Consider the following 16,347-nt stretch of genomic DNA (forward strand, 5'->3'; position numbering starts at 1 on the left):
ATTTTGTCGAAACGTTCTTACCACCTTATAACCTTAAAACCTCATTTAATTACCATGCCGACATCTATGTTTGGTTATACAAAAAAAGTGCTGGAAAACGTAAGTTTTGACCCAAAGCTTTTTTGTAAAGAAGTTGAAAAGGCGCTAAAAGTACTTTTGCCTTATGATGCAGAACAGCTTGTTAAATGGCTGTACAAATTTACACAATCAAAACCTGAGCTTCAGGCATGCCTGGCTTACGTAGAAAGATAAACGATTAAACAATGGCTCTCCAAAACGGGGAGCTTTTTGTTTTTATGGCCCTTGCTGTTAAAACTGTGGTAAAACGCGGTTACTGCCACATTCTTTAGGCTTTTATTAAGCTATTATTTCATACTTTTCGCCCGTAAAACACAAACGTAACACCGCAATGGCTCTACATTTCAGGCTGCTCCTCCTGTTGGCTTTTTTTGCCATTGCCCCCCTGCACGCGCAGGATACCCTTACCAATAAAAACCAGCCGCCTAAAATAGAAAGCCCTAAAGTGCCCGATTCGGTTAAGGTGCGGCACGACCAGATGTATAAAAAGCTGGAAAACTACAGCAAACGCCGCGGGTTTACCAAGTTTTTACACAAGCTTATCTTTAGGCCCGTAAAGGAAAAAGACCCTGTAAAGGCCCGTAAGGAAATTGAGAGCAAAGCGCCCGAAATGCTTACCACATACAAAAACTACCAGGGCAGGCCGGTGCGGAAGATTATTATTGAAACCCTCGACCCGTTTGGCTATTCGGTTACAGATGCCAGCCGCAAGCCCGATACCTGGATACACAAAACCGGTAACGCCATACACCTTAAAACCAAGCAGTTTACCATTCGCAATCTGTTGCTTTTTGAACAGGGCGAACCACTCGATTCGCTTTTAGTGCTCGATAGCGAACGTTTAATACGTACGCAGCGCTATGTGCGCCGTGTTAACATACAGCCGCGTGATGTGTCTACAAGCCGCGATTCGGTTGATATTTACATACGTGTGCTCGATTCCTGGAGCCTTATACCCAATGGTTCGGCGTCAAGCTCGGGCACCTCTATACGGTTAACCGAACGTAACTTTTTTGGCCTGGGTCACCAGTTTGAAAATGATTTTGACAAGCGTTTCCGCACCGGCGAAACCAGCTACCTGGCGCGCTACACCGTGCCCAATATTTTAAACAGCTACATAAACGGCACGGTAACCTACCAGATTTGGAATTCTGATAACTCCTTAAAAAGCGTGGGGCTTGAGCGCCAGTTTTTCTCAGCCTATACCCGGTGGGCAGGTGGTGCTTATTATGAGTCGCGGTTTGTGCGCGATACCCTGCCCAATGCCCAACAGCAGTGGAACTGGCAAAACTTTAAAAGCCAGGCGCAGGATTTTTGGGGTGGCTATGCCTTTAAAATTTATGAGGGCAATACCGAAGCCGAACGTACCACAAGGCTGGTTACCACAGCGCGCTATTTTAAACGCGCCTATACCGAAGTGCCTACATTTGAGTATGACTCCATTGGCTTTTACAGCAACGAGCATTTTTATATGGCCAGTGTGGGTTTAACCTCCCGAAAGTTCGTGCAGGATAAATTTCTTTTTAACTATGATATTGTAGAAGATATACCCATAGGTAAGGTATATTCCGTCACGGCGGGGGTGCAGAGTAAAAACAACCAGAACCGGCTTTACCTGGGGGCGCGGTATGCTTTTGGTAACTATTATAAATGGGGCTACCTGAGTGCTAATTTACAGGTGGGCAGCTTTTATTATGGCGACCTCACGCAGCAAACCACCCTGCGGTTTGAAGGGCTTTACTTTACCAATATTAAAAATATGGGCGAGTGGCGTTACCGCCTTTTTGCCAACCCCGTTATTGTTATGGGCGATAACCGTATGCCTATTTATACCGACCAGCTTAACCTTAACGGAGATAAGGGCATACCCGGTTTTGACAGCCGTACCCTTGTGGGAACTAAAAAAGCGGTGATAAACCTGCAGGCGCAAACCTACAGCCCGTGGAATGTGCTGGGCTTTAGGGTAAACCCGTTTGTAAATTTTACGGCAGGGGTAATAGGCGATGAGCAAAACAAGCTGTACAACAGCCGCCTGTATACAAAATTTGGGCTTGGGGTATTGTTGTATAACGACTACCTTATATTTAACAGCTTCCAGCTGTCGTTTGCGTTTTATCCCACAATACCCGATCATGGCGATAATTTATTCCGTACTAATACCATACAGAATAACGATTTTATACTGCCTGATTTCCAGGTGGGCAAGCCCGATGTGGTGCCGTATGATTAACTACAGTATGCCGCGTGCCTTTATTTCAAGGTATTTGTTAATGGTATCAAGCGTAAGGTGCTCCGGCTTGGTAAGCACCGAGTGTATGCCGTATTTCTTCAGCTCCTGAACAATAAGCCTTTTTTCAAACGCAAACTTCTCGGCAATAACCTGGTCATAAATTTCCTGTACGCTGTTTGCCTTTTTATGGATAAGGGTATCAAGCTCTGTATTCTCAAAAAAGATAACAACCAGCAGGTGGCTTTTGGCTATGCCTTTCAGATAGGGCAGCTGGCGCTTAAGCCCGTCCATGGTTTCAAAATTGGTATACAGCAGTATGAGGCTGCGGTGGGTAATGTTACGCTTAATATCGGCATACAGGCGGCCGTAGTCGGTTTCAAAAAAGTCGGTTTTAATGTTATACAGGGTTTCCTGTATTTTTTGCATCTGCCCGCTGCGCCTGTCGGCAGCCACACGGTTTTCAACACGCCTTGAAAAAGCAAACATACCGGCCTTGTCGTTCTTTTTAATAATGGTATTGGCCAGTACAAGGGTGGCGTTAATAGCATAATCCAGCAGGCTAAGCCCGTTAAAAGGCATTTTCATAACACGGCCTTTGTCTATAGCCATGTATACGTTTTGCGAACGCTCATCCTGAAACTGGTTTACCATAAGCTGGTTTTTCTTGGCAGTAGCCTTCCAGTTAATGGTGCGGATGTCATCTCCCGAAACATATTCCTTAATCTGCTCAAACTCCATGGTGTGGCCTATGCGCCTTATTTTTTTGATGCCATATTCAAAAAGGCGGTTGCTAAAGGCCATAAGGTCATACTTGCGCATTTGTATGTAAGACGGGTATACGGGCATCATCTGGCCTTCGCCAAAGATAAACCTGCGGCTTACCAAACGAAGGGGAGAGCTTACATATACATTAAGCCTGCCAAAGAAATATTCGCCACGCTCAAACGGGCGCAGTACATATTCAAAAGCGGTGTTGCCTGCCGGTGTAATGGTGCGCTTTACCTTAAAATTACGCTCCTGGAACTGAAACGGCAGCTCATCTATAACTGTAACCGTTACCGGGAAGCCATAGCCGCTTTCAAGGCGGATTGTTATGGGGTTTTCATCACCATTGCTAAGCTTTTCCGGTGCCTGGCGCGAACCTGCAAAACGCTGGTTGGTGGCAAACAGCAATATAAAGTCTATGGCTGTAAGCCCCAAAAACAGGTAAAACACCAGCCATACCGCATTGTGTATGGGCAAAATATAAGACAGGGCAAACAGCACCAGTATGCCTAAAAAAATATACCAGGTAAGGTTGTTAATGTATATGCGTTGCAGCCACTTCATTAGCGGGGTATTTCAACAGTATCTATAATCTGCCTTATAATCTGTTCGCTGGTAAGGCCTTCCATTTCGCGCTCAGGCGCTACCATAACACGGTGTTGCAGTACCGGTATGGCGGCATCTTTAATATCATCGGGCGTTACAAAGTCGCGGCCCCTTATGGCAGCATAGCCTTTGGCAGCATTAAGTATGGCAATAGATGCCCTTGGCGAAGCGCCCAGGTACAAAAATGCATTGCCGCGTGTGCCGGTAACCACCTTGGCTATATATTCAATAAGTTGTGGCTCTATAACAATTTGTTTTACAATGCCCTGGTATTTTACAATATCGGCCTGGCTAAGCACCTGTGCAATATTCTCCAGCTTGCTGCGGTCCTGCAGGGCATTTTCGCGTTGCAGTATGGCAATCTCCTCCTCAAGCTTAGGATAGTCTATCGTGATTTTAAACAGGAAACGGTCAAGCTGTGCCTCGGGCAGGCGGTAGGTACCTTCCTGCTCAATAGGGTTTTGTGTGGCAATAACCAAAAACGGCGCTTCAAGCGGGTAGGTAGTGCCTTCCACAGTTATCTGGCGCTCTTCCATTACTTCAAAAAGGGCGGCCTGGGTTTTGGCAGGGGCACGGTTAATTTCGTCTATCAGTACAAAGTTTGCAAACACAGGGCCTTTCTTAAAGGTAAACTGCGATTTAGACAGGTCGAATACCGATGTACCCAATATATCACTCGGCATAAGGTCTGGCGTAAACTGTATACGGCTAAAATCAAGCGTAAGGGTTTTGCTCAGCAGTTTTGCTGTAACGGTTTTAGCTACTCCCGGTACACCCTCAAGCAGCACGTGGCCGTTTGCCAGTATGGCTACCAGCAGCTGGTCTATCATTTTGTGCTGGCCTACAATAACCGAGCTTATTTCCTGCTTTACGGCCTCTATGCTGGTGCGCAGCGCACCCAGGTCAAGCCTTGAACCAAAGTTAAGGCTGCCTGCTGTTATATCTGTTTCAGGGGCAGCAGGGGCAGGGGTTTGTGTTTCGTTATTTTCAATTATGTTGTTGCCCTCTTCAGGGTTGCCGTTCAGGTTTTCGTTTTCTGTCATAACCTTAATTTTTCTATAGCGTTGTTAATGGCCACAAGGTCTTTTTCTGAATTTTCTAAGTTGCGGCGGAATGTTTTTATAACTTCTACGGCGTGCCTTATATCTTCTTCGGGCTTGCCGGTTTTTAAATGCAGTTTTTCTATAAAGGCATCATCCAGGGTGGAAGTGTCTATTAAATACTCAGTACGGATGTGCTCCAGGAAATACACAATTTTCTTTTCGCCAATGTTGTGGTGGTCGCCCTCCTGGTAGTAGAGGTTGCCTATTGTCTTGGCAAAATCTATAGTGGTGTTGTGCACCGGCGGTATAACCGGCACCACGCGTTGTTTTCGCCTGGCGTTAAAAATTATGAAGAATAAAAGCCCCCACAAGCCAAGCCTCCAGGCCCATTTAAGCCCCGGCTGCGTCATGATAAAGCGCAACTTGCTGCCCGGGTCTTCAAAATACTTGCTGTTTGCCTGCTGGTTTTTCCAGTAAACAGTGCCGCGGGGTATTTTAGAAAGCACCTGCTGGGCATAGTTGTAATTATCGTTTTTAAGCAGGTAGTAATTGGTAAAAATCGATGGCTGTGTGTGCAGCAGGAAACGGCCATTACCAAATTTAGCCTCAATAAAGTTGGGCAGGTCGTCAAGGCCTATGCTTTGGTGGCCTAAAACGGTAATGCTGTCGGCACCCGGCAGGCTGCTAAAATAGCCGGTGCCCAGCCCGTCTTTAATCCAGTAGTGGTCGCGCGGGGCGGTAACAAGGTTTATTTTGGCCGAATCACGCAGTATGTTGAGGTAAGACATACCAATATTTAACGTATCGAGCAGCTGTCTTGGAAAGCTTTTCATGCTCAGCATTACGGTATTGCCATGGTCGGCAAAGTACATAAGTTCCTTAACCGATTCCTCGTCTATCTCATCGGCATTGCTAATTTCAAGGAATGCCCCTTTTACGTTATAACTCTTGGTGTTGTAGTTGTATTTAGGATCGAAATACTCATAAGGCGACATCCAGAAGCGTTCAACAGAATCGCCCTTAAATAAATCGTTGGCTTCGGCATCCAGCACATAAAGCCCAAACGGAATTTTATCGCGGGTTGAAAACGTGGGTGTCCAGTCTATTGGCTTTGGCTTCAGGGCTTCAACCACGGTAAGCACTATAGCTAAAAATGCTACAACCGACCCTACTATTATCAGCTCTTTGTTTTTCATGCTTATAATTTATTCAGGGTTTGCTGAAATGCTTTTTCTGCTTTGGCATAACTTGTATTATCTATCGGGAATTCGCCATACCAGCTGTGGTCATACACGTAGGACAGGTATTTAAAGTCATCGCGCAGGGCGGGGTCTTTAATTTCGTAATAATAATCGTTGTTGGTTTTATCTGTATGCCAGCTTATAACCTCGCGGTATGAAAGTTTTTTGAGTAGCCACAGGTAGTAATACCTTACCGCCAGCCTGTAGTTGCCTTCGCGCTGGGTTTGGTCTATAAGTGTGGCAAAGTCCATTTCATGTATGTTTTCCTCATCTACATCATATACACTGATGCCTTTTCGGCCACGGCCAAAAATCCATACGCTTTCTTTGCCCATTATGGCCCATGCAATGATATAGGCCACCCCTAGTATTACCAGTACGGCAAAAATATACCATATAATACCCACGCCACTGGTAGAGCCATCTTCATTTCTTATAAACCCACCACTAAGCACACGGTACAGCCATTCTAAAAAACGCATTAACAAAGAACGTTCTTTGGTTTGCTCTTCGGTATAATTAAAATCGCTGTTGTTGTATTTTTCTTTATAGTCTTTTTTAAAGGTGCGCTGTTTATAAACAGGTGCATCTATAACTGTGTAATCTGATTCTTTTGGTACAACAGAGTCTACTACGTCTTCAGGATAATATTCTTCTTCATAAAGGGTGTCAGCTGCCTCTATAGGGGCATATTCCTGTGCACCGGCCGGTAGCCCGCAAAGAAAAGTAATGTATAAAAGTATGAGGAATTTAAATTTCAAGGCTGATGGTTTTATAACGCTGCGGCTGATAATTTTTTTAGTTTTCGGTTTACCTGAAACGGGTATACAAGGTAGTACCAGCTTATAATGCTAAGGGTAGACAGTATTATAAATACACTAAGCCAGTTGGGCATATCTATACTGTAGCGGGTAATAAAGCCTTCGAGCATACCGGCGGCAATGGTAAACGGTATGGTGCTGAACCATATTTTTAATGAGTTCCTGAAACCGGTTTTAAAAGACGTAAGCCTTGAGAAGGTTTTAGGGAATAGTATTGAGGCGCCCAGTATAAACCCGGCAGCGGCTTCTATAACCATACCGAAGATTTCCATGGCACCGTGAATCCAGATGCCGCGCACACTGGCCCAAAAAACTTTTTGCTCATAAAACATATACTGGAAAGCCCCCAGCATAACCGAGTTTTGAAACAGGCAATAAAACGTACCCAGGCCGGCAAGCAGCCCCGTTGTAAACATAATGGCACCCACACGCAGGTTGTTAAGCGTTATGCCTATGGCGCTGCCCCAGTTGCTACCGCTTTTATAAACGGCTACCGGGTTGCCTTCCTTAATATTTTCAAGTGTCATGTTTACATAGCCGTCGCCCAGTATAAGCCTTATAAACGTATCGTCTTTGGTAGAAGACAATACACCCAGGCCTACAAACGTAAAGAACAGCAAAAAGGCATACAACACATAGCGCCTGTATTCATACATTATAAGCGGTACTTCGGTTTTAAAGTAGTGCACAATGCGGTTGGTGTCTTCGCGCTTTGTTTTATATATCTTTTGATAGGTAATGGCGGCAAGGTGGTTAAGGTAGGTTACCGTCTTGCTTTTGGGGTAATAGGTTTGCGCATAAGAGAGGTCGTTTACCAGCTGAATGTACAGGCTGGCAAGGTCATCAGGATTTTTTTTAGCTTTACCAAAAATTGCCTGCTCAAATTCAAGCCATTTTTCTTTATTTTGTTTTATGAATGCCACTTCTCTCATACAAAGGCTAAAATATAAAATATGTCACAACTATCTATAACCACCACGCAAAATGTTAATATAAATTTTAATACGGCTACTGTGGGCGAACGCATACTGGCCGCGCTTATAGACCTTGTGATAAAAGCCTGCTATATAACCTTTGTGTATTACATAATAATTGAGGAAACGGGGCTGAGCGATTATTTAAGGGATATAAACCAGTGGAGCGCTATGGCCATAAGCTCGCTGCTGTTTTTGCCGGTAATGTTTTACAGCATTGTGCTTGAAAGCCTTATGGACGGGCAAACGGTGGGCAAGAAGCTTATGAAAATGCGCGTTATAAAGCTCGATGGCTACCAGGCGGGCTTTGGCGATTACCTTATCCGCTGGCTGTTCAGGCCGTTGGAGATTGTTTATTTTATGGTTGTGGTGGGCATTATAGCACTTGTAGCCACAAAAAAAACACAGCGCCTGGGCGATATGGCTGCCGGTACGGGCATAATATCGCTTAAAAATGATGTTACTATAGACCACACCATACTGCGCGAGGTGGGGGGCGATTATGTACCAACGTACCCGCTGGTTATAAAGCTTACGGATAATGATGTGCGTATTATTAAAGAAACGCTGGACAGCAGCCGCCGTGCCGCCGATTTTGCCACGCTGCAGCGCCTGCAAAGTAAGGTAGAGGCTGTAACAGGTATAAAATCAACAAGTAAAAACAGCCTTGATTTTATTGATACCATTATAAAAGACTACAACTACTACACGCAAAATATGTAAAAAGCGGCTCAGTTGAATGCGGTCAATCTGAGGATTATAGTGGAGAAATTCTAACACAAAGGCCACAAAGTTTTTTCACAAAGAGCACAATGAAAATCGCATTCGGCGGAAGGCCACAAAGCTTTGTGTACTTCTAAATAGTTTCAGTACTAAAACTTGGTGAACTTTGTGAAAAACTTAGTGGTCTTTGTGTCTAAAAAAAAGCAATTTAAACAGTAATTTTTCTTTTTTTCGGCCACCCGCGCTCTTTTTTATTGTTTATCTGATGGTTTAATAAGGTGCTTTACCACCGTTTCGGCAGCGTGGAGGCCAAAAACGGCGGGTATCCAGCTGTTTGTGCCAAAGAACGACTTCTTAAAGTTGCTGCCGTCGGTCATTTTAAGGCTGGTCTGGTCCGGCGTTTCAACCGAATATACGGCTTTTACACCCTTTGTAACGCCCTCTTTACGCAGGCGCTTGCGCACTGTTTTGGCAAGCGGGCACACATCGGTCTTACTGATATCGCTTACGCGCACCTTACCGGCTTCATACTTGCCGCCCGCACCCATATTGCTTATTATTTTTACCTTCTGGCGGCGTGCCGAAAGGATAAGGTTCAGCTTAGGCGTAATGCTGTCTATACAATCCAGTACATAGTCATACTGCGGCGTAACCAGTTCATAAGCCCTGTCGGGCGATAAAAACTCCTGCACACGGATAAGGTTAAGCTCCGGGTTAATATCCATAAGGCGGTCGCCCACAATGGTAACCTTGGGCTGGCCCACGGTGCTGTGCAGCGCAGGCAGCTGGCGGTTTATGTTGGTAATGTCTACAGTATCGCCATCTACAATTGTCATGGTACCCACACCGGCACGTGCCAGGAACTCGGCTGCAAAAGAGCCTACGCCACCAAGACCCACTACCATTACGTGTGCATTTTTCAATCTCTCAAGGCCTTCTGTTTTAAACAAAAGCTCTGCCCTTTCCTGCCATTTAGCCATTTTTAAAAACGCTTTTAAAGTTATTGCCCACCTGTTGGGTTAGGGCATCTATATTCATATTTCGTGCCAAAGCGGCTTTTGCGTATACCTCAGTTATACCTTCTTCAATGGTATCGGTCTCTAAAAAGAACCGGTCACTTGGCACACCGGCAAACACTTCGCCCAGTTCTGGGTTGCACAGCAGATACTTGCCAAAGCTGAGGTAAAAACCATTGTCCAGCAATTGCTTGGCCACCTGTGCATTCTTGCTGAAGCCGTGTACAATCATGGGGACATCTACACCCAGCCGTTTTTTGATCTCAACCAATTCCTGAAAAGCGGCAACGAGGTGCAAAATTACGGGCTTTTTATATTTTTTTGCCAATAAAAGCTGTTTTTCGAAAATTTGTATCTGGATTTCGAGCGGGATTTCGATGCGTTTGTCCAGCCCGCACTCGCCCAAAGCCAGGCAGGCTGGGTCTTGCAGGCGCTGTTCTATAATGCTGAGGTGGGCATCTGCCTGAGCCATATCTATATGCCACGGGTGTATGCCGGTGGAGTAGTAGGGCACGTCTATAGCCTCATAAGGGTAGCGGTTTACTACCTCAAAAACATTGGGGTTTGCGGTGTAAGAATGGGTATGGAGGTTGTAGAGCATTGTTTTCATATTACCTGACTTTTTTGAGGATAATGCTGCCGGGTTCGGTGTTTTTAAATTTGCAGGTTACTTTATGGGTAAACTCTTTAACATCAGAAATATTACAATAAAGCGTGTCGAATTCCGAACCTCTCGGAACTATATCAGTGCCTTTAAGTACCTGGCGGTCATACAATATGTAAGAGCAGCTTGACTGCCATTTTATTTTGAATTGTGATATTAGCCCCCTATTTGTCACTTCTTCGGTTTGAGTGTCTTTTGTGCGGGTTATGATGTATATGCCTTCAAGAGCTTCAATTTGAAATTTACCTGTATGTACGCTTTTGCAGTCGGTATTTGGGGTACTAAACGCAAAACATACAAGAGAGAGGACTGCGATTTTTTTCATGATGTGATTGTTGGTTGTGCAATATAACAAAAAAGCCCCGCGTAAAGCGAGGCTACAATATTTTATGAGCTTAAGAAATAACCCCGCTGCCTATCAGCTCCTCGCCAATGTGCCATGCGGCAAACTGGCCTTCGGTAATGGCACTTTGCGGGTTTTCGAAGGAAATATACATGCCGTTGTCAAACTTATGCAGCGTGGCTTTTTGCAGCGGCTGGCGGTAGCGAATGCGTACCTGAACCTCCATGGTTTCGCCGTCTTTAAGGGCAAGGTCTTCGCGCACCCAGTGTATTTCGCTTTCCTGTATGTATAATGCTTTACGGAAAAGCCCCGGGTGGTTGTGGCCCTGGCCGGTGTAAATGGCGTTGTGCTCAACGTCGGTAGCAATGATGAATAGTGGCTCTTTGGTGCCGCCCACATTAAGGCCTTTGCGTTGCCCTATGGTGTAGTAATGCGCACCCTGGTGCCTGCCTACCACTTTAGCCATTTGCGGCGTGTAAGCTATGTTTTTGGCTTCAAAAGCCAGTTGTTCTTTTACTGATGTAAATTCGGGGGTGGCCTCGTTATAGGTATCTATATCGGCATTTACCTCATATATTATGCCTTCTTTAGGCTGTAGCTGCTGCTGAAGGAACTCCGGCAGGCGTACTTTACCGATAAAGCAAAGCCCTTGTGAGTCTTTCTTTTCAGCCGTAACCAGTTCCATTTTAGCAGCTATTTCGCGCACCTGCGGCTTGGTCAATTCCCCGATAGGGAAAAGCGCTTTGCCCAATTGCTCTTGGGACAGCTGGCACAAAAAGTACGACTGGTCTTTATTGCCATCAACACCTGCCAATAGCTGGTGCACTTCCTGCCCGTCTTTAATTATGGTATCTTTACGGCAATAGTGGCCGGTAGCAACATAATCAGCGCCCAGGCTAAGGGCAATCTTCATAAAAACGTCAAACTTGATTTCGCGGTTGCACAGCACATCGGGGTTTGGTGTGCGGCCTTTTTCATACTCGTTAAACATATAGTCTACAATACGCTCTTTGTATTGCTCGCTAAGGTCTACGGTCTGGAAAGGTATGCCCAGTTTTTCGGCTACAAGCAGGGCATCGTTACTGTCTTCCAGCCACGGGCACTCGTTAGATATGGTAACGCTGTCATCGTGCCAGTTCTTCATAAACAGGCCAATAACCTCATACCCCTGCTCCTGCAAAAGATAAGCTGCAACACTACTATCCACTCCGCCCGAAAGCCCAACCACTACACGTTTCATACTTATATATCTAAAAACTTCGATGCAAAGTTACAACAAATTATTCAGATTTGCGCTTTGTGTGCTGCAACTGTATTTTGTTGTTGCTTTCGTCTACCGTTTTTTCAACCTTGCCGTTTTTGTAATACAGCCATTTGCCGCTTTTTACATTTTCAGTATACTGGCCTTTGGCGGCTAAAGCACCGGCATCATCATAAAAAGTAGCAGCGCCGTGCAGCTTGTTGTCTTTATAGGTGCTTTCTTCCTTAAGCTTGCCGGTAGACATATATTTTTTGTAGCTGCCGTTGCGCAGGCCGTTTTTATAACTGATTTCTTCGGCTACTTTTCCGTTGTCATAAAATATTTTGGTAAGGCCCTCAAGCTTTCCGGCTTTGTAGTTTTCAAGCTGCATAACCATGTCTTTACCCTTAAAATACATTTTCCATTCGCCCTCGCGCTCTTTGTTAACCTCTTTGCCCTCGTTTACCTTTTTGCCGTTTGCATCAAAAAAAGTAGTGTAGCATGAGCCATCGGCATTAAAAACACGTGTGGCGGCAAGGGTGCTTTTGGCATCATCGTTATAAAATTTAAAGGTGCCGGTTTCCTTACCATGGTCAAAAGTACCCTCATAGCGGGTGCGCTTGCTTTCGTAAGTACCTTTCCACTGGCCGTGGCGTTTTCCGGCGGCATCGTTTTGGTTTTGTGCAAAGGCGGCCGAAGCCAATAAAAGTAATGCAGTTACTAAGCGTAGTTTCATTTTTGGTGTTTTGTTAAATGTATACATAAAAAACGTGCCAAAGCCCGCCGTATTGTACAAAAGAAAAACATCCGCCGGGGCGGATGTTATATCTGTGTGTTATTTTCTTCTTGTAGGCTTGTTTTTTTGCTGCTCCTGTGCCTGCTCCATCATTTCCTGCATTTTAGCCTGGAAACGGCCTTGCTTTTTAGGCTTGCTCTTGTTAGCGGCAATCAGGGCGTGTATTTTATCTTCCTTTACAATGTGGTTTTTAATAACATACATAATACCTATTGTAATAAGGTTAGAGATAAAGTAGTACAAACTCAAACCGGCCGGGTTGCTGTTAAAGAATATAAGCATCATAAGCGGAGAGATGTAAATCATAACCTTCATTATCTTGCTCATATCCGGCATGCCTTCCTGTGGTGGCGCTGCCATAGTCTGGTCGCCTGTGGTCATTTTCATATAGAAGAAGATGGCCAGCGATGCCAGGATAGGGAACAGGCTCACGTGGTCTCCGTAAAACGGAATGCGGAACGGCAGCTTGTAAATAGAATCGTAAGACGAAAGGTCGGCCGCCCAAAGGAAGTTTTGCTGCCTTAAGTCAAAGAACGACGGGAAGAACTGAAACAGCGCATAGAATACCGGTATTTGCATAAGCGCCGGTAAGCAGCCCGCCATTGGGTTAACGCCCGCAGTGCTGTACAGCTTCATGGTTTCCTGCTGTTTTTTCATGGCGTCGTTTTTGTACTTCTCGTTTATTTCCTGGATTTCAGGGCGCAGTACCTTCATCTTGGCCTGAGACAGGTACGACTTATACGTTACCGGAGACATAACCAGCCTGATTAGTATGGTAAACACTATAATGGTAATACCATAAGGCAGTATTTTGGCAAGCAGCGTAAATACAGGGATAAAGATAAACCTGTTTATCCACCCGAAGATACCCCAGCCAAGTGGTACAATCTCGTCAAGGTTTTTGTCGTAGTCGTTTAGTATTTTGTAGTCAGTAGGGCCATAGTACCAGTTCATGTTGTAGCTAAGCTCGCCACCTTTAAAATCAAGAGGCATTTTAGCAGCAAACTGCTTGGTATATACTGTGTCTTTTTCTTCGTCTTTTACAAGGTTGTCCAGCTTAAAGTCGGCCGTTTTAAACGGTGTATCTGTAAGCAGGATAGATGTAAACAGGTGTTGCTTAAAAGCAATGTAGCTTACTTTTTCGGCGCTGTCGCTCTCGCTGCTGCCCTGGCCCAGGTTGTTGTCCTTACCTTCTTCATATTCATAAATCAGGTCGGTATAACGGTTTTCAAACGAAATGCTTTTTTCGTTGCGGTATGATTTCAGTTTCCACTCAAGGTCTACCGGCTTAGATGTGTCTATAACCTGAGCAAGCCCTTGTGTGCGGATAGAAAAATCAAGCATAAACTCATCTGGCTTAAGGGTGTAGCGGTACTCCAGAAACTGGTTTTCACCGGCTTTAAGCCTCATGGTTAGTACCTGGTTTTTGCCCTCTTTAGTTAGCTTAGGCTCAAAATACAGGTCGCGGGTGTTAAGTATGCGGTTGTCTGCGGTTTTAAACTGCAGGTTAAAATCGGCATTATTGTTTTTAATAAGCTCAACCCTTTTGTTGCTGCCTTTTTCAAACTGCTCATAGTTAAGGTTGGCCACTTTAATATAACCACCTTTGTTAGAAACAGAAAGGCTTAAAAGGTCATTCTTAATGGTAGTAACCGTGTCTTTAGCCGATGGCAGGGTAGCGCTGTAGGCAAAAGCACCCAGCGTACTTTTAAGCTTTGCATTTTTAAGCGAATCAGCCGAAACCGAATCCTGTGCTATTTGTGCAGTGGCAGGCTCAGGGATATCCTTTTTCTTTGCCTTGTCAATCTGCTCCTGTTTTTCTTTAGCAGCGGCTTCTTTTTCCTGATCGGCTGTGTTGTTATAAATCATCCACAGCAAAAGCAGCATGATTACACCAAACCCGATAATGGTTTTTAAGTCTAACTTTTTTTCTTCCATTTAGTTTTTAATTTACTATATGCCTTTCGGCAGATTCCCAAATTGGCGGGAATTTATACGCTCTTTTTAGCCACGGCAGCCTTAACAAACGCTACAAACAGCGGGTGCGGGTTGGCTACGGTACTCTTATACTCAGGGTGGTATTGTACGCCAACAAAATACGGATGGCTCTTAAGCTCAATAACCTCTACAAGGCCAGTATCGGGGTTTATGCCCGATAGTGTAAGCCCGGCATCTTTAAACTCGTTAACATACTCGCCGTTAAACTCATAACGGTGGCGGTGGCGCTCTAAAATATCAGTTTTGCCGCCATATATGTTACTTGCAAGTGAGCCATCTTCAAGGTGGCATTTCCATGCACCCAGGCGCATTGTGCCGCCTTTATCGGTAATATTTTTTTGCTCCTCCATAATGTTTATAACAGGGTATGGGGTGTGCTCGTTCATTTCGGTAGAGTTGGCTTCTTTCCAGCCCAGCACGTTGCGTGCATATTCTATAACCGCCATTTGCATACCTAAACAAATACCAAAGAACGGTATGTTGTTTTCACGCGCATAGCGCACAGTTTCTATTTTACCTTCAATACCACGGCCTCCAAAGCCCGGGGCAACCAGTATACCGTCTAACCCACGGAATTTCTCGGCAGCGTTATCTTCGTCAAGGAATTCTGAGTGAACGCTAATAACGTTAACCTTGGTTTCGTTAGCCGAACCGGCGTGTATAAATGCCTCAAGTATTGATTTGTAAGAATCCTGAAGCTCTACATACTTGCCTACAAGGCCAATGTTTACGGTGTGCTTAGGGTTTTTAAGCTTAAACAGGAACTCATTCCACTGTTTTAAGTCCGGCGTGTTCTTTTCAGGAAGCGCCAGTTTTTTAAGCGCCACCCTGTCAAGGCCTTCTTCAAGCATAAGGTTAGGCACATCGTATATTGTAGAAGCGTCTATAGACTGTATTACGCTCTCTTTGCTTACGTTGCAGAAAAGGGCAAGCTTTTGCCTTAAGTCGCTCGATAGCTCATGCTCTGTACGGCACACCAGGATATCGGCTTTAATACCGCTTTCCATTAGTGTTTTAACCGAGTGCTGTGTAGGCTTGGTTTTAAGCTCTCCGGCAGCGGCAAGGTAAGGCACCAGGGTAAGGTGTATTACAAGGCTGTTGCTTTCGCCAAGGTCCCATATAAGCTGGCGAACCGACTCTATATAAGGTAGCGACTCAATATCGCCCACGGTACCGCCTATTTCGGTAATTACAATATCATAATCGCCACTGTTGCCCAGCAGCTGCATGCGCTCTTTAATCTCGTTTGTTATATGGGGTACTACCTGTACGGTTTTGCCCAAAAACTCACCACGGCGTTCTTTTTCTATAACCGAAAGGTACACACGGCCTGTGGTAACGTTGTTAGCCTGGCTGGTAGGAACGTTTAGAAAACGCTCATAGTGGCCCAGGTCAAGGTCGGTTTCGGCGCCATCGTCTGTAACGTAGCATTCGCCGTGTTCATAAGGGTTTAGTGTGCCCGGGTCTACGTTAATATACGGGTCAAATTTCTGGATTGTGGCCCTGTAGCCCCTGGCCTGTAGCAACTTTGCCAGCGAAGCCGCTATGATTCCCTTTCCAAGGGAAGATGTAACGCCTCCGGTAACAAAAATGTACTTAGTCTGATTCATTATAATTCCTCCTGTTGTTGTGTTGTTGCTGTTTAAAAAACGTGGCAAAAGTACGAAAATTAATTTACCAATATATCAATTATTCAATGTAGCAATTTGCCGCAGGCAATTATTTAATGTGTCGATTATTTCATGTAACAATTGGTTGCCAGTCCGGATTTTGATATGGCAAATTTAACCGGGCTTTTTGCCAGTTCTT

General features: G+C 44.9%; 15 protein-coding genes. 3 read left to right on the forward strand and 12 right to left on the reverse strand.

Going from position 1 to position 16,347, the window contains the following annotated elements:
- The first annotated feature begins 54 nt into the window (after positions 1–54).
- Both AM279_RS19120 and AM279_RS19125 read left to right on the forward strand, forming a co-directional pair.
- Positions 55–252: a hypothetical protein gene (locus AM279_RS19120; RefSeq protein WP_054409647.1), complete on the forward strand. Its 198-nt coding sequence runs from the start codon at positions 55–57 to the stop codon at positions 250–252.
- Between the two features lie 157 nt (positions 253–409).
- Positions 410–2,308 (forward strand): BamA/TamA family outer membrane protein, encoded by a 1,899-nt coding sequence (locus tag AM279_RS19125; protein ID WP_054409648.1) that lies wholly within the window; start codon positions 410–412, stop codon positions 2,306–2,308.
- On the opposite strand, the gene AM279_RS19130 is transcribed toward AM279_RS19125, so the two are convergent.
- The 5 genes from AM279_RS19130 to AM279_RS19150 are packed head-to-tail and all read right to left on the reverse strand — an operon-like array spanning position 2,309 to position 7,716.
- The gene (locus tag AM279_RS19130; protein ID WP_143090320.1) at positions 2,309–3,637 is read right to left on the reverse strand and encodes a DUF58 domain-containing protein; all 1,329 of its coding nucleotides are present in this window, start codon (positions 3,635–3,637) and stop codon (positions 2,309–2,311) included.
- Positions 3,637–4,722 (reverse strand): AAA family ATPase, encoded by a 1,086-nt coding sequence (locus tag AM279_RS19135; RefSeq protein ID WP_082344265.1) that lies wholly within the window; start codon positions 4,720–4,722, stop codon positions 3,637–3,639. Before AM279_RS19135 ends, AM279_RS19130 begins: the two co-directional genes overlap by 1 nt.
- Positions 4,719–5,918, reverse strand: coding sequence for a DUF4350 domain-containing protein (locus tag AM279_RS19140; RefSeq protein WP_054409649.1), 1,200 nt, complete (start codon positions 5,916–5,918; stop codon positions 4,719–4,721). Before AM279_RS19140 ends, AM279_RS19135 begins: the two co-directional genes overlap by 4 nt.
- 2 nt (positions 5,919–5,920) lie before the next feature.
- Positions 5,921–6,724: a DUF4129 domain-containing protein gene (locus tag AM279_RS19145; protein ID WP_054409650.1), complete on the reverse strand. Its 804-nt coding sequence runs from the start codon at positions 6,722–6,724 to the stop codon at positions 5,921–5,923.
- Positions 6,725–6,735: 11 nt separating this feature from the next.
- Positions 6,736–7,716: a stage II sporulation protein M gene (locus AM279_RS19150; protein ID WP_054409651.1), complete on the reverse strand. Its 981-nt coding sequence runs from the start codon at positions 7,714–7,716 to the stop codon at positions 6,736–6,738.
- A gap of 21 nt (positions 7,717–7,737) precedes the next feature.
- Between AM279_RS19150 and AM279_RS19155 the strand changes: the two genes are divergently transcribed.
- A complete protein-coding gene (locus AM279_RS19155) occupies positions 7,738–8,481 on the forward strand; it encodes an RDD family protein (RefSeq protein WP_054409652.1) in 744 nt (247 codons plus the stop codon).
- Between the two features lie 251 nt (positions 8,482–8,732).
- On the opposite strand, the gene AM279_RS19160 is transcribed toward AM279_RS19155, so the two are convergent.
- The 7 genes from AM279_RS19160 to AM279_RS19190 all read right to left on the reverse strand — a co-directional run bounded on the left by AM279_RS19160 (position 8,733) and on the right by AM279_RS19190 (position 16,148).
- Entirely contained in the window at positions 8,733–9,461 is a 729-nt protein-coding gene (locus AM279_RS19160; RefSeq protein ID WP_054409653.1) for a tRNA threonylcarbamoyladenosine dehydratase, read from the reverse strand.
- Positions 9,454–10,098, reverse strand: a complete 645-nt coding sequence (locus AM279_RS19165) for a TatD family hydrolase (protein WP_054410424.1) — start codon at positions 10,096–10,098, stop codon at positions 9,454–9,456. The genes AM279_RS19160 and AM279_RS19165 overlap by 8 nt, the downstream gene beginning before the upstream one ends.
- Before the next feature lie 10 nt (positions 10,099–10,108).
- The gene (locus tag AM279_RS19170; protein WP_054409654.1) at positions 10,109–10,486 is read right to left on the reverse strand and encodes a hypothetical protein; all 378 of its coding nucleotides are present in this window, start codon (positions 10,484–10,486) and stop codon (positions 10,109–10,111) included.
- Positions 10,487–10,556: 70 nt separating this feature from the next.
- A complete protein-coding gene (gene mnmA, locus AM279_RS19175; RefSeq protein WP_054409655.1) occupies positions 10,557–11,744 on the reverse strand; it encodes a tRNA 2-thiouridine(34) synthase MnmA in 1,188 nt (395 codons plus the stop codon).
- 40 nt (positions 11,745–11,784) lie between these two features.
- Positions 11,785–12,480 (reverse strand): toxin-antitoxin system YwqK family antitoxin, encoded by a 696-nt coding sequence (locus AM279_RS19180; protein ID WP_054410426.1) that lies wholly within the window; start codon positions 12,478–12,480, stop codon positions 11,785–11,787.
- A gap of 99 nt (positions 12,481–12,579) precedes the next feature.
- On the reverse strand, positions 12,580–14,478 hold the full coding sequence (gene yidC / locus AM279_RS19185) for a membrane protein insertase YidC (protein WP_054409656.1): 1,899 nt from the start codon (positions 14,476–14,478) through the stop codon (positions 12,580–12,582).
- Between the two features lie 53 nt (positions 14,479–14,531).
- Positions 14,532–16,148 carry a CTP synthase gene (locus AM279_RS19190; protein ID WP_054409657.1) on the reverse strand — a complete coding sequence of 539 codons (1,617 nt, stop codon included), beginning with the start codon at positions 16,146–16,148 and terminating at the stop codon, positions 14,532–14,534.
- Positions 16,149–16,347: the final 199 nt, after the last annotated feature.

The sequence above is a fragment of the Flavobacterium akiainvivens genome, from assembly GCF_001278115.1.
In the GTDB taxonomy this organism is placed as follows: Bacteria; Bacteroidota; Bacteroidia; order Flavobacteriales; family Flavobacteriaceae; genus Flavobacterium; species Flavobacterium akiainvivens.